This window comes from Gillisella taibaishanensis (assembly GCF_001938985.1).
In the GTDB taxonomy this organism is placed as follows: Bacteria; Pseudomonadota; Alphaproteobacteria; order Rhizobiales; family Rhizobiaceae; genus Allorhizobium; species Allorhizobium taibaishanense.
The window spans coordinates 38,684-59,601 of the sequence record NZ_MKIN01000018.1 but is presented as its reverse complement, the minus strand read 5'-3'; the positions used below and the strand labels follow the sequence as shown (position 1 = coordinate 59,601).

Genomic DNA, 20,918 nt, shown 5'->3' with positions numbered 1-20,918 from the left:
ATTGTTAAAATTCGAGCTTTGCCGCTCACCGCGTGGCAATCTTCCCGGACTAATCTCCTCGCAGATTATCCGAGGAGCCGTCATGCGTGTCGTCATCGCCCTTTCCGTTGCCCTCCTTTCCGTTGCTCCTGCGCTACCGGGTCTCGCCGCGACTGCTGCAGCGTCGTCAATCGAACGGATCGGCGGTGGCGAGCGGCCAACGCCGAGCGTCACCATCGTAACCTGCGCCGATTGCCCTGCTGAGGCGAAGGCAGCCGAGCCGACAAAGACCCTGCCGCAGGTGCAAGCCGAGGCCCTGCCCGAGGGGACGCAGCGCATCGAACTGCGCGATACGAACGGCCGCAAACAGTTATTGCGCACCGAAGCCTGGCGGGGTGGCTCGCCGGTCACCTTCGTCAACAAAGCCGATGGCTGGCTCGATCACGGCGACCAGCTGGTCGGCCTTGCCGGAGACGGCGTCGATCCAGCGGCCACGACCGCAGCCGTCGACAAGCCGGTTCCACTCGATGGAAATAGCCTGCAGCTGCGCCTGAAATAAGTGGGCCATCGCTCCAGCTTTCCATCAGCGACATCAGTACCGCAACTTTAACGCGATAATTCTTGGTTTTCAGCTCTCATAGAGAGCAATAAGTCTTTGTGTTCACTCTTTTTTTAGCAGATACAACTATAGTCTGATGAAAATAGATGGCTACGGGATAGACCCATGAAAAACCTCAGGATTTCGCTGCAATTGTTTCTGTTGGTCGGCGGACTGATGGCGGCTTTCGCCGTTGCGACATATTTCCAGATCCGCTCTTCGACCGAAACGATCTACACTCAGCGCTACGAGATGCTGCGCACCGAGGTCGAAACCGCGATTTCGGTGATGAAGCTCTACAACGAAAAGGAGAAAGCCGGTCTCCTGTCTCGAGCCGATGCTCAAAAGCAGGCTTATGAGACGATCAATGCGATGAAATTCGATCCTGACGGCTATTTCTTCGGCTATGACTATGACGTCACCATGCTGTTTCACCCTGATCCGAAGCGCGTCGGGCAGAATTTCAAGGGCAAGGCCGACAGCAAGGGCTATGCGTACCGTGACGAGTTGGTGAAACTAGCCCGCGCCGGCGGTGGCCGTACCGACTTCTATGGCCCGAAGCCCGGTGAGGAAGGCAATGACTTCCGCAAGACGTCCTATGCCAAAGCTTTCGAGCCTTGGGGCGTGGTAGTAGTGACCGGCCTTTACATGGACGATCTCGATGCAGAGGTGAATGCCGCGATCTTCAAGGCGATCTCGATTGGCCTCATTGTCTTCGTCATTGGCCTTGGCGCCGCCTATCTGGTCATTCGCGGTATTTCCCGACCGCTGACCGCGATCCACGATGCGTTGCGCGCCGTGGCCGACGAGAATGTGACTCTGGCCATTCCCCATACGGATATGGCCAATGAAGTCGGCATGATGGCCAAGGCCACCCAGGAGCTGCAGGAAAAGGTTCGCGAGCGCCATGCCATGGCCGCGCGCGAGGAGGAGCAGAGCCGGGCGCTGGACAGCGAGCGTCAGCAAAATGCCGAGCGTCAGGCCGCCGAAGCCCGCGAACAAGCCCATGCGGTCGCAACCATTGGCTCGGCGCTGGAAATGCTGGCAACCGGCGATCTCACCGTGCGTTGCGGTGATCTCGGCCGCCAATACGAGGCCCTGCGCGACAATTTCAACGATGCCCTGACCCGCCTTGAACAGGCCATGGCCCGCGTCAATCTGAAGGGCACCGATATCAGCGTCAGCAAGGAAGAGATCCGACGCGCCTCGGGCGAGCTTGCCACCCGGACCGAGCGGCAGGCTGCCAATCTCGAGGAAACCTCGGCGGCGCTCGACGAGTTGACCGTTGCCATTCGCCAGACCGCAGATGGCGCCCGCGAGGCGGCAAGCCGGGTGAAATCGGTCAGCCAGGAAGCCCAGCAGAGCGACGGCATCGTCAACCATGCCATCGAGGCTATGAGCAGCATCGAGAAATCTTCGGAAGAAATCACCAAGATCATTGGCGTGATCGACGAGATCGCCTTCCAGACAAATCTTCTGGCGCTGAATGCCGGCGTCGAGGCCGCCCGCGCCGGCGAAAGCGGCAAGGGCTTTGCCGTCGTCGCCCAGGAAGTGCGTGAACTTGCGCAGCGGTCGGCGGCAGCCGCCAAGGAAATAAAGGAGCAGATCGCCCGCTCCTCGGCCCAGGTCAATCAAGGTGTGCAACTGGTTGGCCGCACCGGCGAGGCGCTGCGGCGGATTTCCACCCAGATAACCGAGGCCAATGACGTCGTGGCACGGATCGCCGCCAGCGCTGCCGAACAGGACACGACCATGCGGTCGATTTCGTCAGCCCTCAACCAGCTCGACACGGCCACCCAGCAGAACGCTGCCATGGCCGAGGAAACCACCGCCTCTGCAGAAGTGCTCGCCAACGATACCGGCGATCTCCTGAACCTGATCCAGGGTTTCCGCGTCAGCCAGCAGGCTGACGGAGCCACACTTGCTGGCATGGCCCAGCAGATGCGCCGGGCGGGCTAAAGCACATCACTCCCAAAACAAAAGCCGCCGGAGAAATCCGGCGGCTTTTGTGTGTGGTTGTCAGTAGAGCCTGATTTTCTCGAAAAGCAGACGAAGACGAGAGAATATCGTGTCGTCTGGCTTAATCTGAACCTTACAAACACCAATCAAGACCCGTTTGAAAGCTCTGCCTCCAAAGCGTCAATTCCATCAGGGCTGAACACCGCGATCCCCGCCCGCTTCAGCAGCGCGGCCGTGACGCCGAAGCCGGAGCCGCAGGAGGGGCTGCCGGCGATCAAGAGGGCAAAGCGGCAGTTCTGTTGCCTCGCCAGCTCGACGGCCTTGTTCCCGCCAGCGATAAACTCAGCGCTGGCATCACGCCCCGTGTTTTCCATGACACGGGCACGACCCGCCAGCACATCCTCGCCAGTGCCGCCCTGCTCGATTTCCGCCGGTGGACGTGGGGTTGGCAGGCCGCCGGCCTGTTCCGGACAGAACACCACCAGCCGGCCTTCATCACGCCAGCGGGCGATCAACGCATGGGAAAGCGGTTTGCCCTTGCCATCGTAGCGGACCGGCAGGCCCATCAGACAGGCGCTGATCAGGATTTTGTCCATATCGCGCCCGCCATCCGGTTAACCCGCGATTTTCGAGAAGTCCGCGACCGTGCCGGTTGCCTCGCGGATCGCCTTCAACAGCGCCAGACGATTGGCGCGGATCGCGGCGTCCTCGTCATTGACAAGTACATCCTCGAAGAATGTGTCGACGGGTGCACGCAGCGTCGAGAGCGCCTGCATGGCGGAGCGGAAGTCTTCCTGCGCGACGGCCTCGGCCGCTGCCTTGGTGGCCTGCACGATGGCAGCATGGAGCGCCTTCTCGGCGTCGAGCTTCAACAGCTGCTCGGAGACGCTATCAGCGACGACGGTCCCCTTCTTTTCCTCGGCGGCCAGCAGCTGGGTGGCGCGCTTGGTGCCGGCCAGCAGGTTCTTGCCGTCTTCAGACGTGATGAAGGCCGTGAGGGCTTCGGCGCGGCGGGCGACCATCAGCAGATCGTCGGCGGCAGAGAAAGCCCCCTCACCCTGCGCTGCTGGCGACTGCCGCACCGCATCGCTTCCCTCTCCCCGCTGGGGAGAGGAGGCCGATACCGCAGCACTTTGCTCCCTCTTCTCCCCAGCGGGGAGAAGGTGGCCCGCAGGGCCGGCTGAGGGGGCGGCGAGCACAGCGTCGATGATATCATGGCGAGCGCCCTGGTCGCGGAGATAGACTTTCAGGCGGTCGTGGAAGAAGGAGAGGAGCGATATCGAGATATCCCATGCCATCGGACCGGTTGCATCAACCAGAGCTTCAAACCCAGACCCGCCAACAAGGCGCTCGTAGACTTCTTTTCTCGAATTTTCTTCCAACAAACCAATGCTGGCTAATTTATCTGCGGCGGCAAGATGTTCACCAGAAGACTGGATTTGCTGCGCGACGAAGAAATCGACCAACGGACTTGTGAACGCCCTTATTAAGCTAAGCCGAATTCCCTTCTCCAGCAGAATTCGCACCACACCCAGCGCCGCACGTCTCAGCGCAAACGGGTCCTTCGACCCTGTCGGCTTCTCATCGATGGCCCAGAATCCAACCAGCGTATCCAGCTTGTCGGCCAGGGCCACGGTGATCGCCACCTTGTCCGAGGGCAGGCGGTCGGAGGGGCCTTGCGGCTTGTAGTGATCCTCGATGGCGGCAGCAACGCTGGCATCCTCGCCCTGAAGCGCTGCATATTTGCGGCCCATCAGGCCTTGAAGCTCGGGGAATTCGCCAACGGCTTCGGTGCGCAGATCGGCCTTGGCGAGAACCACGGCGCGATCGACCAGTGCCTCGTCAGCGCCAACAATGGGAGCCAGAACCTTAGCCAGCGCCCGGATGCGCGTGACCCGCTCGCCCTGGGTGCCGAGCTTGGCGTGGAAGGTGACATTCAGCGCGTCGAGCTTGGCCATGCGCTGGTCGAGCGGCTTTTTCACGTCGAGGTCGAATTTTGCGGCAGACGCAGTCAGCGTTTCCAGATCCGGCAGGTTGCCCTGGTCACGTTTCCAGAAATGCAGGGCATCCGACAGGCGGGCACGCACGACCTTGCCATTACCATGGATGATTTCCTTGCCGCCGTCATGGGCAGCGATGTTGGAAATCAGGATGAAATGGTTCGACAGCTTTTCCGTGTCGCCAACCGGACGGGTGACGAAACACTTCTGGTTGGTCTTGATGGTCAGGCGGATGATTTCGGCCGGGATCGACAGATAGTCGTCCTCGAACGTGCCGAGCAGCACCTGCGGATATTCGACCAGGCCCGAGACTTCTTCCAGCAGGCCCTCGTCCTCGACCAGATCGAGACCATTGGCAAAGGCGACATCGCGGGCGTCGTGCAGGATGATGTCCTTGCGGCGCTCGGCGTCGAGGATCACCTTGGCCTTTTCCAGGTTCGAGACGTAATCGTCGAAGCGGCGCACGGTGATGGCATCAGGCGCGTGGAAGCGATGGCCATAGGTGATGTTGGACGCAGTAATCCCGTCGATCTCGAAGGGAATGACCACGACCTCGTCATGTTCGGAGCCGAAGGTGCAGACGATCGATTGCAGCGGCCTCACCCAGCGCAGGCTTTCCGAGCCCTTGCCCTCGATGCCGGCAAAGCGGGAGCCCTTTGGCATGGAGGCCGGGCCGGAGCGCATGCTCTTTGGCCAGGGGAAAGTGCGGATGATGCCGGGCATGACATCGGTGATGATTTCCTCGGCCGAGCGGCCGGGCTTGTCGATCATCGCGACGTAGAAATCACCCTTCTTCGGGTCGCTCTTCACCACGGCCTGATCGATGGAGGCAAGCCCTGCCCCGCGCAAAAAGCCTTCGATGGCCTTTTCCGGCGCCGAAACGCTCGGGCCCTTGCGCTCTTCCTTGACATCGGCAGAGCGGGCCGTAAGCCCCCTGATATCGAGGGTCAGCCGGCGCGGCGTCCAGTATTCGCGCGCACCTTCATAGGTCAGGCCCGCATCAACCAGCGCATCGGTCACCAGCTTTTTCAGATCGCCCGCCGCCTTGCGCTGCATGCGGGCGGGGATTTCCTCGGAGCGGAGTTCAAGCAGAAGATCGGGCATCGGACTGACTTTACGTTGGTTTTATCGTGACGCGGACTTAGCAAGCCCGGAGCGAAAAGTCATCCATGCAGTAGCAGCAAAACGCCGTCCTTTGGATGGCATTTTGCACTTTCGTCTTAATGGGCCGAGAGCAAGGCCTGCTGGAGCAGTTCGTTGCGGACCTTATTCTTATGCTCGGCAACCATCCCCGGAATAAGAAACGCATCGATCAGCAACCATAGGCCAACAGCCGCAAGCAAAATCAACCCAACGCCGACAACTGCCAATAACCATCCTACAATCGTCATCAGCAGCATAGTAATCGCCGAGCCTTTGCGCCCGAGATAAAATCGATGTCCACCGAGATAACCGACGAAAAACCAGAGCGCATAACTACCGCCCATTGATTTTGCTTCGTTAGTTACTCGTTGCTCTATTAGAATTTGTTGTTCCGTAGATACAGCCATAATTGCCCCCATTCAACTGAAGCAATCTATTGCCTACCTCCAGAAATCGCAACCTAAGTATGCGTGAAACACGAAAATACAATCATTCAATTGAGGAAAACCTTGCTCAGTCAGTGAGCCACATACTCAACCCCGAGCGAGGCCAGCGCATCCCAATAGCCGGGATAGGTTTTGGCCACGCAGCCGGGATCGAGAATGGTGATGCCACCCATCTTCAGCCCCGCAAGCGCAAAGCTCATGGCGATGCGGTGATCGGCGAAGGTGTCGATGCTGGCCGCCACGGTCTGGCCCGCGAGAGCGGGATCCGCAGCGACGATCAGGTCGTCGCCTTCTTCCGTCGCAAGACCGGCGCGGATGTTATTGAGGCCGGTCGACAGCGCCCGGATACGGTCGCATTCCTTGACGCGGAGGTTGGCGATGCCGGTGAAACGCACCGGCGTCCGGTTGAAGGCGGCGAGCACGGCGATGGTCGGGATCGCATCCTGCATCTGGCTGCCATCGATCACCTCGGGCATGTCAGGAAAGGCAGCGATGACCGCATGGGCCTTGGCGTCGGGCTGGGTAAAGGCGTTGGCGGTCGTACCGATGTCGATCTTGCCGCCTGTCAGCACTTGCGCCGCCCAAAGATAGGTGGCGGCGGAGGCGTCAGGCTCGATGTGAAAATCGGTGGCCTTGTAGCCTGTCGGCTCAACCCGCCAGACGGTGTCGCTGGGTTGCTCGATGCGGGCGCCGAAGGCGCGCATGGCCGACAGCGTCAGATCGATATAGCCGCGCGCACCGATCTCGCTGCCGGCAAGCTCGACCTCGAAGGACGTGCCAGCCATGGGAGCGGCCATCAGCAGCGCCGAAACATATTGGCTGGACAGACCGGCATCGATCACCACCCGATCCTTGTTAAAGGCACCCTTGGCATCGATGGCCACCGGCGGGCAGCCGCTGGGCGCAGCGATGGCAACGCCGAGCGATTGCAGGGCATCGACCAGCGGCTGGATCGGCCGCTTGCGCATATGCTCGTCGCCATCGACGGTGAAACGGCCGGTCGCCAGCGCCACGGCAGCGGTCAGAAACCGGGTCGCCGTGCCGGCATTGCCGAGAAACAGCGGCTTTTCAGGTGCCGTCCAGATGCCGGTGCCTGTGACGACGAAGGTGGTGTCGTCAGGCTCTTCGACGGTGACGCCCATGGCGCGCAGGGCTTCCGCCATATAGCGGGTATCGTCGCTTTTCAGCGCGCCGGTCAGCCGGCTGGTGCCAACGCCAAGGCCCGCCAGCAGCAGCACCCGATTGGTAATCGATTTCGAGCCGGGCGGGCTGACATGTCCGGTCAACGGCTTTTCCGGCGGCAAAATAGTGAGGGCGTCGGCGGTCTGGGCGGCAAGGGTCATGAACATATCCGTGTGTTAGGCGGGTTTTGCGTAGCGCGGCGTCGTTGCCATTGCAATCGTCAAAACTTTCGGCGAGGCCATGTGGTCAAAGGCTATCGGCTGGCAAACCGCTTGGAGGACCATCGAGAAACAGGCGCGCCGCGCGGGTTTCCTGGGCCTTGGCCACGGTGCGCATATAGGCATCGACACAGAGAAGCAGGAGCAGGCCGACAACGCCAGCGGCCGCAGCAAGATGCAGGATGTGCTGGCCATGGGTCGAAAACGTCAATCCGCCGCTCATCGCTTCGCCGATGACTTTCATCAGACCGAGGCTGACAAGATTGCAGACCAGGATCGCGGGCGTCAGCCAAAACAGGTCTCGGCTGTCGAGGTTGGGCAGAGCCTCACCATCGCCCTCGTCAGGCGGGCTACGATCATCACGAACGGTGATCCGGGCGATGTCGATCATCACCACCTGCGGCAGGATATATTGGACGACGGGCACGAACCAGCAGAGCACCGAGATCCATGGTCCGTAGCGCGGCGGTGCATCGGGCGAAAGCCGGATGGCGAAACAGACGGCGTACCAGAGCCAGGCGAGCCAGAAACAGGCGCCCAATACCCTGAAGGCGATGGACAAGACCTCGAGCCTGCCGGCGGAATGGGCAACGACCTGCACCAGCCAGCTGTTGACCCCCGTACGGGTGGCAACGCCGGTTGCCGCCATCACATATTCCACCCAGGCGGTGTAGAGATAGAACGGCACCAGGATAAGGTAGGTCAGCCCACACAGGACAGCGAGGATCAACCAGCCACGGCGCATCAAGGTCAGCCGCCACAGCAGGGTTTCCAGCGTCATCCCCTCGCCCTTCCTCTCCCCATGGCCCCAACCCGGTCCATAGTGTTAAGCAGCCTTGACGAAATTGGCACCGCCAGCATCGGTATCAAGGAAGGCCTCGCCACAGGCCTTGGCCAGCGTGCGCACCCGCAGGATATAGCTCTGCCGTTCGGTCACCGAAATCACCCCGCGCGCATCGAGCAGGTTGAAGACATGGCTGGCCTTGATGCACTGGTCATAGGCCGGGAAGACGCATTTGTGCAGGCGCTGATTGTCGTTTTCACCTGGCGCACCAGCCTTCAGCAGCGCCTGGCATTCGGCCTCGGCATCGGTGAAGTGGCGCAGCAACATCTCGGTATTGGCGAATTCGAAATTATGGCGGGAATATTCCTGCTCGGCCTGCAGGAAAACATCGCCATAGGAGATCTTTTCTTCGCCCTCGCGGCCGTTGAAGTTCAGGTCATAGACATTGTCGACGCCCTGGACATACATGGCCAGCCGCTCCAGACCGTAGGTCAATTCCCCGGCAACAGGCGAGCATTCGATGCCGCAGACCTGCTGGAAGTACGTGAACTGGCTGACTTCCATGCCGTCGCACCAGCATTCCCAGCCGAGACCCCAGGCGCCGAGCGTCGGGCTTTCCCAGTCGTCCTCGACGAAGCGCACATCGTGCAGCAGCGGATCGAGCCCGATCGCCTTCAGCGAGCCGAGATAGAGTTCCTGCAGGTTGGACGGGTTCGGCTTCAGGATCACCTGATACTGATAGTAATGCTGGAGGCGATTGGGGTTTTCGCCATAGCGGCCATCGGACGGACGGCGCGAGGGCTGCACATAGGCGGCCTTCCATGGCTTTGGCCCGAGTGCGCGCAGCGTGGTGGCCGGGTGAAAGGTGCCAGCGCCCACTTCCATGTCATAGGGTTGCAGCACGGCACAGCCTTTATCGGCCCAGTAATTATGCAGCGTCAGGATCAGCGCCTGGAAGGAGCGCTTCGGGTCCATATGCGGGGCGGGAGAGAGGGTCATGGCAGGCTTGCATCCTATCGAAGTCGAACAGTCTGCTTGACCTGCCACGCGCCGCCGTTGCGGTCAAGACGTGCCACCATCTGGCTCGCTATCGGCAGCGGGCCGCAGCGGCGATAACGGGTCAAGCTGGCCGCGCAGCTTGAACACCACGCCATCAGGCTCAAAGCCGATTTTCGCCTCGCCGCGAAACAGGTCGGCCACCACCCGCTCGGTCAGTTTCGAGCCGAAGCCGCGCCGCTGCGGCTGGGGCACGGGAGGGCCGCCGCTTTCGGTCCAGGTCAGAAAAAAACCATCTGTCGTCTCGCCCCATTCCACCCGCACCGTACCGCCTACCGAGGAAAGCGAGCCGTATTTGGTGGCATTGGTGGCAAGCTCATGCAGGGCGAGCGACAGGCCGAGCGCCTGGCGCGACGAAGCCTTTAGCGATGGCCCGGCGAGAGTGAAACGGTCCGGTCGGTCGCAATGCGGGCCGATGGCGTTTTCGACGATCTCGCGCATCTCGGCCGAGGCAACGCTCTTGCCGGTCAGGAGATCTTGCGCCTTGGCAAGCGCCTGGATGCGGGCAGAGACCTGGCTTGCCGCCTCGCTCAAGGACGCCGCGCCGCGAATGGTCTGGCTGGCGATAGACTGCACCATGGCCAGCGTATTCTTCATACGATGCGCCAATTCGCCGTTCAGCAGCCGCAATTCCTGCTGATAGGCTTCCTTGTTGTGCAGATGCCGGCGAGCATCCTCGATGCTGGCCTGAAGGGCCATGCGATCGGCAACGGCCTGCGTCTTTTCGGTGACAATGTTGAGAAGACCACAGATGGCGCCATCGTCGCCATAGATCGGGCTATAGGAGAAGGTCCAGTAGGTCTGCTCCTCGAAACCATTGCGAAACATCACCAGGGGCAGCTCTTCTGCCCAGGTCCCCTCGCCGGCCAATGCTTTCTGGGCGTAAGGGAGAATGCCCTCCCAGATGTCGGCCCACACATTGGCAAAAGGCTGACCCAGTGCGGTGTCCTTACGCAAACCGAGCATCGGCAGATAGGCATCGTTATGAACTTGCAGGAGATTGCGGCCCCACCAGAAACACATGGGCTGGCGCGAGGCGAGCACCAGCCGCATCGTGGTTTTCAATGAAACCGGCCAGGTCTTGATCGGCCCAAGCTCGGTCGAGGCCCAGTCAAAGGTGCGGATCGCCTCGGCCATCTCGCCGCCGCCGGCTAGAAAATCATCGGTGCTGATGCGAGTGGGAGCGGATGGCCAGGCCTGAGTCGCATCCGGAAAAGACAATCTTACGTTCCCCCACGCTTTTCCCGTTGAGAGCATTTCCGCGCTTCATGGAGACGCACAATACTCTAACTGTTTGTTTTAATGCATTTCCGAACGCAAAACCGTTATAGAATTTTGCTGGAAATGCTCTCTGTCTTAACGCATTCCCGGACGCAAAACCGCTGCGCACTTTTGCTGGAAATGCTCTAACGACCGTCGCGCACCACGCAACTCGCGCCTTTTCGGTAGCTCATCATTTTGTCGGAAACAGGTTGTCCCCGTCGCTTGTTCCAGGACGCTGCGGGATTATTTCCACGCATTTGATCGCGAAACGTCAATCTTCCTTCTCGACCCGGTATTCGCCGGTCTTTGGGTCCTTCACAAGGGTCGTCACAGCCTCGCGGCGCGTGCGGTAAGGGTCCGTGCTGTGAGGGTCTTGAGCAGGCCGGCGGGTGGTGGGGCGCGGCGTCGTCCAGCGCCTGTAGTACCAGACGGCAATACCGATCAGGATCAGAAAAAAGAGTATGCGCGTCATGCTGCCTGCTCGCCAAAGGATGACAGGCCCCGCCATGCGTCGGCGCCTGTCCTTATCTCAAGCCTTAGTGCATATCAGGTCGCCGACCGGTTCGAAAGCCCAAACCATGGAGCGTCCGGTAACGGCGTCATCGAAACGTCACAACCCGTAGCGGGCCCAAAGCGCCCTGTCTTCAAGGGTTTCGGCAAGGCCGGAGGCGGCCGCACCGGCGATATCGGCAGGTTGGCTCAGAAATGTGCCGACACCGGGTTGACGGCGACCGAACAGGCCACGGCCGCCGGACACCAGTTCCAGCCGCGCCGTCCTGCCATAGCGCGCCATGATCTCCTCGCGCATGCTGGCGAGCTTGTCGACCAGGCCAAGCTCGAAGCCCTTGCGTCCGGTCCAGAACTTGCCGGAAAACAGATCGGGATCATCGCCCAGCCGGATGCCGCGCCGTTCCTTGACCATAGTGATGAAGACATCGTGGATGTCGAGCTGCAGGGTCTTCAGATACTCGATATCGCTCTGTTTTTCCGGCTGGAACGGGTCGAGCATCACCTTGTTTTCGCCAGCCGTATAGACACGCCGCTCGATGCCGATCTTCTTCAGCAGATCGGGAAAGCCGAAGCCGCCGGAGACGACGCCAATCGAACCGACGATGGAGGTGGGATCAGCGATGATCTCATCTCCGGCAACGGCAATCATATAGCCACCGGATGCCGCGACATCTTCGACGAAGACCAGCACCGTCTTGCTGTTTTCCTCGGCGAGCGTGCGGATGCGCTGGTAAATCATCCGCGACTGAACGGGAGAGCCGCCCGGCGAGTTGATCGACAAAGCCACCGCCGGGCTGTCCTTCATCTTGAAGGCCTTTTCGAGCAGCGGCGCCACGGAGGCCAGATTGAGGGCCGGACGAAACCGGCTGCCGCCGCTCATGATCGCCCCATGCAGCCGCACCACGGGAATGACGATCTCCTGCTTGCGAAACCGCTTCGGCACCAACCGCTTCAACAGACCTGCCATGCCCGATCATCCCTTTGTTCTTGAACCTGAAACCTCATGTAAGTCCTGCCAGAACAAACGCAATGGTCAGCGGCATTTTTGCCGCCGATGCCTGCGACATCACATGGCTTTGACGTCGAGCCGCGGATAGGCCATCCGGCCATTGTTGAGGCTGTCGACCTCGGGCAGGAAGGCGTGGCCATCGGGACCGTGCATGGTCAGCGGGCTACGGAAGGCGAGCCTGGCGCGCGAACCCTTGATGGCCGTGAGCAGCAGGCGGATGGCACTTTCGCCGGGTCTTGGATGGAGCAGCGTGATCTCGATACCGCCGAAGCGCTTGCCGCAGGCGGCGATGATTTCGGCCACCGATTGCGGCCGGGCGATCAGCGACAATTGCCCGCCGGGCTTCATGATCGCGCCCGCCGTTCTGATCCAGCTCTCGAACAGATCCTCGTCCATGGCATGGGCCTCGGCCTTCAGCCGATCAGGTGTCAGCCGGTCGCGGCCGTCGTTGAAGGGGGGATTCATGATCACATGATCGAACGAACCATCCGCGAGCCCCGCCGCCCGTCGCGCCCGGCCGGTCAGCGTCACGTCGGCCTCGATCAGGTTGATGCGATCAGCAAGATGGGCGTTTTCGGATAAAGCCAACGTCTTTTCAGCGAAACTCAGCATCTCGCCCGACCGCTCGACCAGCGTCACCTGCGCCTGTGGCAGCCGCGAGGCAACCGCCAGGCCAGCACCACCGGCGCCGGCTCCGAGATCGGCCAGCAGCAAGGGCCGCGCATCGGCCACCAAGGCCGCCAGCAGCATGGCGTCCATGCCCGTGCGATGGCCGCGCCCCTTGGGCTGGACCAGAAAGAAACCGCCACGGTGAAAGGCGTCGACTGTCTCTGTCACGGCTGGCTCTTGCATATCATCCGCGACCGCGCCAAGCGGCTCGCCGACCTTGCTCATTGAGATGCCTCACGCAGCTCATGGCCGAGGCCAGCATCGATCAGAATGCGGCGCGCCTCCTGCGCCCGGTCGCTCTCCACCAGAAAGCGGCGTGGCAAAAGCCCGAGCGAACCTTCGAGAATGCTCATCGACTGATCGGCAATCAGGCTCTCGATCCCGGCATCCTTCATCAGGCTTTGCGCGAAAGACAGCAGAACGGCGTCATTGGTGCGAATGAGCTCATGCATGCGATCTCTGATCCTTCTTTCTTTGTCTTTGTCTCATCCGAAAACCGCTACGCACTTTTCGGGCCGGTGCTTCTCTTGCGCATCGGCTTATCCGAAAACCGCTACGCACTTTTCGGGCCGGTGCGACATCAAATTTCCGGGACAGCAGAATTACGCTCTTGCCGCCTTGCCAAGGGCTTTTTATGGTCTGCCCAGCATTATGTCCCGATTTTTTGCGAAAGGCCCGCTTGATTGCGCGACAGGCCGAAAAAAACACCGTAAGTTGGGGCAGCGCTGCGGCATGACAGTTCGGACCGGTCGGGATCGGAATTTCGTCGTGCCGCGGGATGGAGGAGGCAAGAGCCGCCGTGCAACGCCCTGATCAAACCAGGGCCGGCAGGAGCAGCGGGCCGCCTTTAAGACAGGAAGAGACAGGAGTCCGGACAGTTGGGCGCAGTGATACCGCTTGGTGATAAAAAGAACAGACAGGCCTCGGTGCAGCCGCTGGTGGACCTGACCCGAAGCGGCATGGAACGGGTCAACCAGTTGATCCTGTCCAAGGCCGGATCCGACGTCCAGATGATTCCGGAAGTCGCCAACCATCTGATTTCATCGGGTGGCAAGCGGCTGCGGCCAATGCTGACGCTCGCCTCTGCCGCCATGTTCGGCTATGAAGGCGAAGGCCATATCAAGCTCGCCACCAGCGTAGAGTTCATGCATACCGCCACGCTTCTGCATGACGACGTCGTCGACGAAAGCGATCTCAGGCGCGGCAAATCCACCGCCCGGATGATCTGGGGCAATCAGGCGAGCGTGCTGGTTGGCGACTTCCTGCTCGGCCAGGCCTTCCGGATGATGGTCGAGGTCGGCTCGCTCGAAGCGCTCGACGTGTTGTCGTCCGCCGCCTCCGTGATTGCCGAAGGCGAAGTACTGCAGCTGTCCGTCGCCAAGAACATGGAAACAACCGAAGACGATTACCAGTCGGTGATCCGCGCCAAGACGGCCGCCCTGTTTGCCGCCGCCGCCGAAGTCGGCCCGATCGTGGCCGGCACGGACAAGGCAGCCCGTAATGCGCTGAAATCCTACGGGATGAATCTTGGTCTCGCCTTCCAGCTGGTCGACGATGCCCTGGATTATGGCGGCAAGGTTGCCGATCTCGGCAAGAATACCGGCGACGATTTCCGCGAAGGCAAGATCACGCTGCCCGTCATTCTCGCTTACCGGCGCGGCAACGAGGCCGAGCGCACCTTCTGGCGCGAAGCGATCGAGGGCGGCAAGAGCGACGACGCCAATCTGGAAAAGGCCATGGGCCTGATCACCAAATACAATGGCCTGTCCGATACCGTGGCCCGGGCCGTGCACTATGGCGATGTCGCGCGCGATGCGCTGGCCTCCGTTCCCGGTGGCGAATGGAAGGATGCGCTGATGGACGTGATCGATTTCTGCATCGAGCGGGTCAGCTGAAATTTTTATGCCATTCACGCAAAAAAGCCATGCTGTTGCCATCAGATCGACTGGTCACGTGGGGGCAAGGCTCTTACATCTAGGCTTCGGTGTCAGCGAATCGGCAGCGGCAATCGCTGCCGAGTCGAATGGCCGGCTGCTGACGTTTCCGATCCGGCCTTGAGCCGGTCACTCTGGTTGCCCGATCCGGCCCTGATGGCCGGTGACATTGGTTGAAAGGCTTCTTCATGCGGCAGATCTTTGCCAAACGCTTCCTCTCGGGCACCGCGCTCCTGCTTCTGGTGTCTTTTGGCGGCAGCGTCCTCCCGTCTCCTCTGATGTCCTCGGTGGTGATGGCGGCAGAACCGGCCAAACCCATGGTCGAAGGCTTCGATATCGACGACGTCGATACGATTTCAGGCGCTTATCTGGCAGCCCGCACGGCCAATACCGACCGGGACTTCTCGATGGCGGTGGCGCTCTACCAGAAGGCGCTGCGCTTCGAGCCACAGGACCTGGAAATCCGCGAAAGCCTGATGCTGTCGCTGCTGATGGCTGGCCGCTTTGAAGAAGGCGCGAAATTTGCCACCGAGTTGCGCAAGGATCAGGCTGTCGAGCGGGTCACCGCCATCGTGCGCGGGCTCGATGCCATCAAATCCAAGAATTACCGCGCCGCCGAAAAGATCCTGGCCTATAAGGGTCCTAACGATCTCGACCGTCTCACCAACGCGCTCCTGACCGCCTGGGCAAAGATGGGCGCCGGCCGCGGCAAGGAAGCGCTGTCCGATCTGGACAAGCTGAAGGGTCCGGCCTGGTACGGGATCTTCAAGAATTACAATTCCGGCGTCATGGCTGCCGCTATCGGCGATCAAGCCCGGGCGCGCAGCTATCTGAGCAACGTGATCACCGACCGCGAAGGCGGTGCGACCGCGCCCGATACCTTCCTGCGCTCTGTCATGGCGCTCGCCACACTGGAAGCCAAGGCCGGCAACAAGCGCCAGGCGCTCGATGCTCTGGCAGCAGGCGATGAAGTGCTGAACAATTACCCCCCCTTCAAGGCGATGCGCGAGCGCGTCGAAAAGGGCGAAGACATCAAGCCACAGGTAGCGACCGCCAATGAAGGTGCTGCCTCCGTGCTGTTTTCCATCGGTGGTGCGCTGAACCGCCAGGGCGCCCAGGACACCGTTGCGCTCTACCTTCAGCTGTCGCGCGCGCTCGACCCCGACAGCGCCGATGCATTGATCATGCTCGGCGGCATCGCCGAGGGCAACAAGCAGAACGATCTCGCCATTTCGCTCTACAAGCAGGTGCCCGCCGATTCGCCGATGCGGCGGATTTCGGAAATGCAGCTGGGCCTTGCGCTGGCAGAAGCCGGCAAGGTGGAGGAATCGAAGGCGCATCTGAAGTCGCTGATCGCCTCCGACCCGCAGGATATCAGAAGCTATCTCGCCTATGGCAGCGTCCTGTCCGACGCCAAGGACTACGCTGAGATGGCTGCTAATTACGACAAGGCAGCCGAGATCATCGGCCCTGCGCCGGGCAAGAACCAGTGGCCTGTGTTCTTCCAGCGCGGCATTGCCTATGAGCGACTGAAGAAGTGGGACCAGGCCGAGCCCAATTTCCGCAAGGCGCTGGAACTCAATCCGCAGCAGCCGCAGGTTCTCAACTATCTCGGCTATTCCTGGGTGGACATGAACCGCAATCTCCAGGAAGGCCTTGATATGATCAAGAAGGCCGTGGAGCTGAAGCCTGATGACGGCTACATCGTCGATTCGCTCGGCTGGGCCTATTACCGGCTCGGCAGGTTCGACGACGCGGTCGAAGAACTGGAACGCGCCGTGCAGCTGAAGGCGGGCGACGCCACCATCAACGACCATCTCGGCGATGCCTATTGGCGCGTCGGCCGCAAGCTGGAAGCCACCTTCCAGTGGCGCCAGGTTCTGGCCTTCAAGCCGGAGCCGGAACTGATCACTGCCGTCCAGGAAAAGCTGGAAAAGGGTCTGCCGGATCTGCCGGCAACATCGGCCGCCGATGCGACCCCGCCGGCAGCACCTGCGCCTTCGGCACCCGCCCAGACGACAGCACCGGCTCAACCTGCCCCACCGGCAACGCCACCTGCTGCTCCGGCCGAGCCACCAGCTCCGGGTGCGGAGACGCCGAAGGCTCCGACAACGACGCCTGCACCTGCACCTGCGGAAATTCCGGCAAAGCCACCGGCAGATTCTCCGGTTCAGCCGCAGGCTCCGGAGCCGAACAAGCCGATGGACAAGGCCCCAGAACCCGCTCCAGCACCGGCTCCCGCCACGCCGCCGGCCTCCGATCAGCCCGAGAAGAAATCCTGATCCGCGCTCGCCCCTGACAAACCAAGCCAGGGGCGAGACGCTATCGGCAGGAGCAAGAGGGCGAAGACGTCATGCAGGCGACGGCATATCGAGAGATGGCGGCGGCAAAGCTTAATCTTGCACTGCATGTCACCGGTCGCAGGGCCGACGGCTATCACCTCCTCGACAGTCTGGTGACTTTCGCTGACTATGGCGACACGATCACCGTGGAGTCGGCCGCCCAGGATGCTTTTACGCTTGTCGGGCGGTTTGCCCCGCTATTGGCGAACGACAATCCGTCCGGCAACCTCGTGCTCAAGGCGCGCGACCTGCTGCGGGCTGCTTGCCTTGGGGCTGGTCAGGCCGCGCCACCGGTGGCGATTACCCTTGATAAAACTTTGCCGGTTGCCGCCGGCATCGGTGGCGGCTCTGCCGATGCCGCCGCGACGCTGCGGGTCCTGCTGAAGCTTTGGGACGTGACCCTTGCGCCGCATACCCTTCAGGATCTCGCGCTATCGCTTGGGGCCGACGTGCCCATGTGCCTCGCCGGCGTGCCGCTCAGGGCGCAAGGGATAGGCGAAGACCTCACGCCTTTGGCGACCATGCCGCACTTTGGCCTGGTCATCGGCAATCCGCTGAAGAGCGTCTCGACGCCGGCGATCTTCAAGGCCCTGACCCGGCGTGACAATCCACCAATCGGCGCACTGCCAGCAGGTCATGATCCAGCCGAATGGATCGCAACACTGAAAAGTCTGCGCAACGACTTGCAGCCCGTTGCCGAAAGCCTCTGCCCCGAGATCGGTGACCTCTGCCAGATGATCGCCCGGACCGGGCCGCTGATGGTGCGGATGTCCGGGTCAGGTGCGAGCTGCTTCGGCCTTTATGCAAACAGGGCAGCCGCGTTGGCCGCCGAAAAGACGCTTCTTTCTGAAAAGCCGGACTGGTATTTTCAGGCTGGCCAGACCATTTCAGCATCATCAGTGACGAAACCAACTGCACAATTTCTAGCGGAGACCTGACATGTCCGGAGCTTCCGATACTCGAGCGTTCATCCCCCTCGGCATTGCCGTGATGACCGTGTCCGACACCCGCACGCTCGCCGACGACAAATCCGGCGATGTGCTGACTGACCGGATCTCTACCGCAGGGCACAGGCTGATCGACCGCGCCATCGTCACCGACGATGCCGAGCGGATCGCCAATCAGGTGCGCGCCTGGAGCCTGTCGCAGGATGTCGATGTCGTCATCACCACAGGAGGGACCGGCTTTACCGGCCGCGATGTCACGCCTGAGGCATTGGAACCGCTGTTTGAAAAGCGGATGGACGGATTTTCCGCCATCTTCCACCGGATCTCCTATGACAAGATCGGCACCTCGACTATCCAGTCACGGGCCACGGCCGGGCTCATGAACGGCACTTTTGTGTTCGTGCTGCCGGGCTCTCCCGGCGCCTGCAAGGACGCCTGGGACGGCATTCTCGGCCAGCAACTCGACTATCGCCACCAGCCCTGCAACTTCGTGGAAATCATGCCGCGGCTCGACGAGCATCTCAAGCGCGGCAAAAGCTGAACCCGTTAGTATCCTCAGACTTTCTGCTCGGCCCTTGCCGCCCGCGCGGCCCAGGCCGGCACGATTTCGCTTGTCAGTACCTTCATCCGCAGGCCCGCGACCAGATCCGCCAACGTCGTATCCGGCTTGGCGAGAGCCTGCGCCTGGCTTTTGCGCAACAGCAGCCCGCGTTCCAGCGGCGGATAGCGGCGGATGATCCGGCGCAGCAGCGACGGCTTATGATGCCGCGACGGCACGAAGCGAGCGGGCGCGGTGTTGAGCGCGATATATTCGGCGGTTTCCTCGATCCAGCCGAGAGAGGGGCGCGCGCCCGGCTCGATCAGCAGCAGCCATTCGCCGCGGGCCGCAGCGACGATGTCACGTAGATCCCAATCACGATGAAACCGGCAGCCGGCGGCGTCGGCTAACCGTGCGGTGCCATCATTCGAGCCATGGTCGAGAATAACCACGTCGCAAATCAGACCTTCCACCGCCCCGGCGACAAGGGTGGTCAAGGTCTGCGCCAATTCGCTTTCCTGGTCACGGCATTCGATAAGAACTGTCAACATGCTCCTGTCTTATCGCAAGGCCTCATGCTTTACCACGGCCGAACCATGCTTGACCGCAATTTGATCTGAGGGCCGGCAACCTCTTGGGCGTCTTTGGAAATCGGTGTTTTACTTGAGGCCATTGCAGCCTCCGCACGCGGTATCGAATTGCTGGGATCAGCACGTTTCCGGATTTTGTTCTTGCATTGTTCTCTTTGGCGCGCTAAATCTAAGCCCATGAGAGGGCTCGTTGGCCCGTCAGGAGTTTCACATGACCGCACTGTACGATGTGGGGCAGGCTGCCTTCCAGCCTGCCAATACGGCTGACATTGCCGATGCCTTGCTGACGGCCTCCGGGCTGCGGGTTGACGGTGGCCGCAGACGCGGGCGCGGCGCCGGCCTCAATCCGTCCGGCCGGTTCGAGGTGCTGGAACGCGAACTGGTCGATGACGGCTGGGCAAGCCTTGAAGACCTGCCGCCGTTTCGCACCGAAGTGCAGGTGGAAAAGCCGAAGACGGCAATCACCCGCAACGATTCCCCCGACATTCCCTTCGACCGCTCGGTCAATCCTTATCGCGGCTGCGAGCATGGCTGCATCTATTGCTTCGCGCGGCCCAGCCACAGCTATATGGGGCTTTCGCCGGGGCTGGACTTCGAGGCAAAGCTATTTGCCAAGCCGGATGCGCCAAAGCTGCTGGAACGGGAATTGTCGAAGCCCGGCTACAAGCCACGGACGCTGGCGATCGGCACCAATACCGATCCCTATCAGCCGATCGAAAAGGATTGGCGGATCATGCGGCAATTGCTTGAGGTGTTGAAGGCCGCCAACCATCCGGTTGCGATCGTCACCAAATCGGCGCTTGTCACCCGCGACATCGATATTCTTGCGGAGATGGCCGACAAGGGCTTGGCGAAAGTCGGCATGTCGGTGACGACGCTGGACCGCAAGCTGGCACGGGTGATGGAACCGCGTGCCGCAACGCCATCAAAGCGGCTGGAGGCGATCAAGAAGCTTACCGAGGCGGGCATTCCGACCAGCGTGCTGGTGTCGCCGATCATCCCGGCGCTCAACGATCATGAGATCGAGCGGATACTCGATGCCGCCAAGGCGGCTGGTGCCAGCGAAGCCAGCTATGTGCTGCTGCGTCTGCCGCTGGAAGTGAGCCCGCTGTTTCGCGATTGGCTGCTGCAGCATTATCCCGACCGCTACCGGCATGTGATGTCGCTGATACGGTCGATGCGCGACGGCAAGGATTATGACGCGGAGTTCGGCAAGCGGATGAAAGGCACAGGCCCTTATGCCTGGCAGATCAGCCGCCGTTTCGAGATTGCCACGAAGCGGCTCGGCATGGGCCGCCGCAGCATGCAATTGCGCGACGACCTGTTCACCCCACCCTTCGGCAGCGGCGTGCAGCTGTCGCTGCTGTAGTGGGTGTGCCGGAAGCTGGCCCCAGCACATTTTGTCCAGCACTGTGACGACAATAGCGGCAAGAGGCCAATGGACGTTCGGATGATTGAGGCCATGGGCTAAAGATCGTTCAGCTAGCCGGAAGCCCTCCTTGCGACACTCGCTGCGTAGTTTCCTCAATTGACGTCATTCCGGGGCGTCGCCCGCCGCAAGGCGTGTCCCGGATAGGCCGGGACGGCTTTCCTTGGCCGTCCGTCCGGCGCGGCGTCACCTTCTTGCCCGCAACAGCCGACCCCTTTCGGTTCCTGCGGCAAGACGACGCCGAAGCCTGCCGCCTGCCTTCGTCTTGACCTGTCGTTTGCCGCCGCAGACAGGGCAAGACCATGGACCGACAAAGGATGTA

The 20,918-nt window shown here is 61.3% G+C and carries 18 protein-coding genes and 1 pseudogene; 7 read left to right on the top strand and 12 right to left on the bottom strand.

Annotated elements, in window-relative coordinates:
- Window positions 1-82 precede the first annotated feature (82 nt).
- Both BJF91_RS02575 and BJF91_RS02570 read left to right on the top strand, forming a co-directional pair.
- The gene (locus BJF91_RS02575; protein ID WP_075612923.1) at window positions 83-538 is read left to right on the top strand and encodes a plant virulence effector HPE1-like domain-containing protein; all 456 of its coding nucleotides are present in this window, start codon (window positions 83-85) and stop codon (window positions 536-538) included.
- Between the two features lie 165 nt (window positions 539-703).
- Window positions 704-2,536, top strand: a complete 1,833-nt coding sequence (locus tag BJF91_RS02570) for a methyl-accepting chemotaxis protein (protein ID WP_075612922.1) — start codon at window positions 704-706, stop codon at window positions 2,534-2,536.
- Window positions 2,537-2,682: 146 nt separating this feature from the next.
- Here the strand turns inward: BJF91_RS02570 and BJF91_RS02565 are convergent, their stop codons facing one another.
- The 11 genes from BJF91_RS02565 to BJF91_RS02515 form a co-directional block, all read right to left on the bottom strand.
- The gene (locus tag BJF91_RS02565) at window positions 2,683-3,132 is read right to left on the bottom strand and encodes a DUF523 domain-containing protein (protein WP_075612921.1); all 450 of its coding nucleotides are present in this window, start codon (window positions 3,130-3,132) and stop codon (window positions 2,683-2,685) included.
- Between the two features lie 18 nt (window positions 3,133-3,150).
- Complete coding sequence (glyS, locus tag BJF91_RS02560; protein WP_075612920.1) at window positions 3,151-5,640, bottom strand: glycine--tRNA ligase subunit beta; 2,490 nt, start codon at window positions 5,638-5,640, stop codon at window positions 3,151-3,153.
- 116 nt (window positions 5,641-5,756) lie between these two features.
- Window positions 5,757-6,086, bottom strand: a complete 330-nt coding sequence (locus tag BJF91_RS02555) for a TM2 domain-containing protein (RefSeq protein WP_075613082.1) — start codon at window positions 6,084-6,086, stop codon at window positions 5,757-5,759.
- Window positions 6,087-6,196: 110 nt separating this feature from the next.
- Complete coding sequence (locus BJF91_RS02550; protein ID WP_075613081.1) at window positions 6,197-7,468, bottom strand: 3-phosphoshikimate 1-carboxyvinyltransferase; 1,272 nt, start codon at window positions 7,466-7,468, stop codon at window positions 6,197-6,199.
- An 85-nt stretch (window positions 7,469-7,553) separates the two neighbouring features.
- Window positions 7,554-8,306 carry a DUF4328 domain-containing protein gene (locus BJF91_RS02545; protein ID WP_075612919.1) on the bottom strand — a complete coding sequence of 251 codons (753 nt, stop codon included), beginning with the start codon at window positions 8,304-8,306 and terminating at the stop codon, window positions 7,554-7,556.
- 45 nt (window positions 8,307-8,351) lie between these two features.
- Window positions 8,352-9,284, bottom strand: coding sequence for a glycine--tRNA ligase subunit alpha (locus tag BJF91_RS02540; protein WP_075612918.1), 933 nt, complete (start codon window positions 9,282-9,284; stop codon window positions 8,352-8,354).
- A gap of 87 nt (window positions 9,285-9,371) precedes the next feature.
- The gene (locus tag BJF91_RS02535) at window positions 9,372-10,586 is read right to left on the bottom strand and encodes a sensor histidine kinase (protein WP_234801524.1); all 1,215 of its coding nucleotides are present in this window, start codon (window positions 10,584-10,586) and stop codon (window positions 9,372-9,374) included.
- Between the two features lie 313 nt (window positions 10,587-10,899).
- Window positions 10,900-11,100, bottom strand: a complete 201-nt coding sequence (locus BJF91_RS02530) for a hypothetical protein (RefSeq protein ID WP_075613079.1) — start codon at window positions 11,098-11,100, stop codon at window positions 10,900-10,902.
- 138 nt (window positions 11,101-11,238) lie between these two features.
- On the bottom strand, window positions 11,239-12,105 hold the full coding sequence (locus tag BJF91_RS02525; RefSeq protein WP_075612917.1) for a S49 family peptidase: 867 nt from the start codon (window positions 12,103-12,105) through the stop codon (window positions 11,239-11,241).
- Between the two features lie 99 nt (window positions 12,106-12,204).
- Window positions 12,205-12,999 (bottom strand): tRNA1(Val) (adenine(37)-N6)-methyltransferase, encoded by a 795-nt coding sequence (locus BJF91_RS02520; RefSeq protein ID WP_075613078.1) that lies wholly within the window; start codon window positions 12,997-12,999, stop codon window positions 12,205-12,207.
- A gap of 38 nt (window positions 13,000-13,037) precedes the next feature.
- A complete protein-coding gene (locus BJF91_RS02515) occupies window positions 13,038-13,268 on the bottom strand; it encodes a putative signal transducing protein (protein ID WP_075612916.1) in 231 nt (76 codons plus the stop codon).
- Window positions 13,269-13,694: 426 nt separating this feature from the next.
- On the opposite strand from BJF91_RS02515, the gene BJF91_RS02505 reads away from it, so the two are divergent.
- The 4 genes and pseudogenes from BJF91_RS02505 to moaB all read left to right on the top strand — a co-directional run bounded on the left by BJF91_RS02505 (window position 13,695) and on the right by moaB (window position 18,580).
- Window positions 13,695-14,711, top strand: coding sequence for a polyprenyl synthetase family protein (locus tag BJF91_RS02505; protein ID WP_075612914.1), 1,017 nt, complete (start codon window positions 13,695-13,697; stop codon window positions 14,709-14,711).
- Between the two features lie 227 nt (window positions 14,712-14,938).
- Window positions 14,939-16,864, top strand: a pseudogene (locus BJF91_RS02500) (tetratricopeptide repeat protein); the annotation flags it as partial.
- 239 nt (window positions 16,865-17,103) lie between these two features.
- The gene (locus tag BJF91_RS02495; RefSeq protein ID WP_075612913.1) at window positions 17,104-18,030 is read left to right on the top strand and encodes a 4-(cytidine 5'-diphospho)-2-C-methyl-D-erythritol kinase; all 927 of its coding nucleotides are present in this window, start codon (window positions 17,104-17,106) and stop codon (window positions 18,028-18,030) included.
- A gap of 1 nt (window position 18,031) precedes the next feature.
- Window positions 18,032-18,580 (top strand): molybdenum cofactor biosynthesis protein B, encoded by a 549-nt coding sequence (gene moaB / locus BJF91_RS02490; protein WP_075612912.1) that lies wholly within the window; start codon window positions 18,032-18,034, stop codon window positions 18,578-18,580.
- A 14-nt stretch (window positions 18,581-18,594) separates the two neighbouring features.
- Here moaB and BJF91_RS02485 read toward each other — a convergent pair whose 3' ends face one another.
- On the bottom strand, window positions 18,595-19,128 hold the full coding sequence (locus BJF91_RS02485; RefSeq protein WP_075612911.1) for a glycosyl transferase: 534 nt from the start codon (window positions 19,126-19,128) through the stop codon (window positions 18,595-18,597).
- A gap of 250 nt (window positions 19,129-19,378) precedes the next feature.
- On the opposite strand from BJF91_RS02485, the gene BJF91_RS02480 reads away from it, so the two are divergent.
- On the top strand, window positions 19,379-20,536 hold the full coding sequence (locus tag BJF91_RS02480; protein WP_075612910.1) for a PA0069 family radical SAM protein: 1,158 nt from the start codon (window positions 19,379-19,381) through the stop codon (window positions 20,534-20,536).
- Window positions 20,537-20,918 lie beyond the last annotated feature (382 nt).

Bases quoted from the DNA above. Each gene is read 5' to 3' on its own strand.
- BJF91_RS02570 (WP_075612922.1), top strand. From the start codon at position 704: ATGAAAAACCTCAGGATTTCGCTGCAATTGTTTCTGTTGGTCGGCGGA.
- BJF91_RS02525 (WP_075612917.1), bottom strand. From the start codon at position 12,105: ATGGCAGGTCTGTTGAAGCGGTTGGTGCCGAAGCGGTTTCGCAAGCAG.
- BJF91_RS02545 (WP_075612919.1), bottom strand. From the start codon at position 8,306: ATGACGCTGGAAACCCTGCTGTGGCGGCTGACCTTGATGCGCCGTGGC.
- BJF91_RS02540 (WP_075612918.1), bottom strand. From the start codon at position 9,284: ATGGACCCGAAGCGCTCCTTCCAGGCGCTGATCCTGACGCTGCATAAT.
- BJF91_RS02575 (WP_075612923.1), top strand. From the start codon at position 83: ATGCGTGTCGTCATCGCCCTTTCCGTTGCCCTCCTTTCCGTTGCTCCT.
- BJF91_RS02515 (WP_075612916.1), bottom strand. From the start codon at position 13,268: ATGCATGAGCTCATTCGCACCAATGACGCCGTTCTGCTGTCTTTCGCG.
- BJF91_RS02565 (WP_075612921.1), bottom strand. From the start codon at position 3,132: ATGGACAAAATCCTGATCAGCGCCTGTCTGATGGGCCTGCCGGTCCGC.
- glyS (WP_075612920.1), bottom strand. From the start codon at position 5,640: ATGCCCGATCTTCTGCTTGAACTCCGCTCCGAGGAAATCCCCGCCCGC.
- moaB (WP_075612912.1), top strand. From the start codon at position 18,032: ATGTCCGGAGCTTCCGATACTCGAGCGTTCATCCCCCTCGGCATTGCC.
- BJF91_RS02520 (WP_075613078.1), bottom strand. From the start codon at position 12,999: ATGCAAGAGCCAGCCGTGACAGAGACAGTCGACGCCTTTCACCGTGGC.
- BJF91_RS02480 (WP_075612910.1), top strand. From the start codon at position 19,379: ATGACCGCACTGTACGATGTGGGGCAGGCTGCCTTCCAGCCTGCCAAT.
- BJF91_RS02530 (WP_075613079.1), bottom strand. From the start codon at position 11,100: ATGACGCGCATACTCTTTTTTCTGATCCTGATCGGTATTGCCGTCTGG.
- BJF91_RS02485 (WP_075612911.1), bottom strand. From the start codon at position 19,128: ATGTTGACAGTTCTTATCGAATGCCGTGACCAGGAAAGCGAATTGGCG.
- BJF91_RS02555 (WP_075613082.1), bottom strand. From the start codon at position 6,086: ATGGCTGTATCTACGGAACAACAAATTCTAATAGAGCAACGAGTAACT.
- BJF91_RS02495 (WP_075612913.1), top strand. From the start codon at position 17,104: ATGCAGGCGACGGCATATCGAGAGATGGCGGCGGCAAAGCTTAATCTT.
- BJF91_RS02550 (WP_075613081.1), bottom strand. From the start codon at position 7,468: ATGACCCTTGCCGCCCAGACCGCCGACGCCCTCACTATTTTGCCGCCG.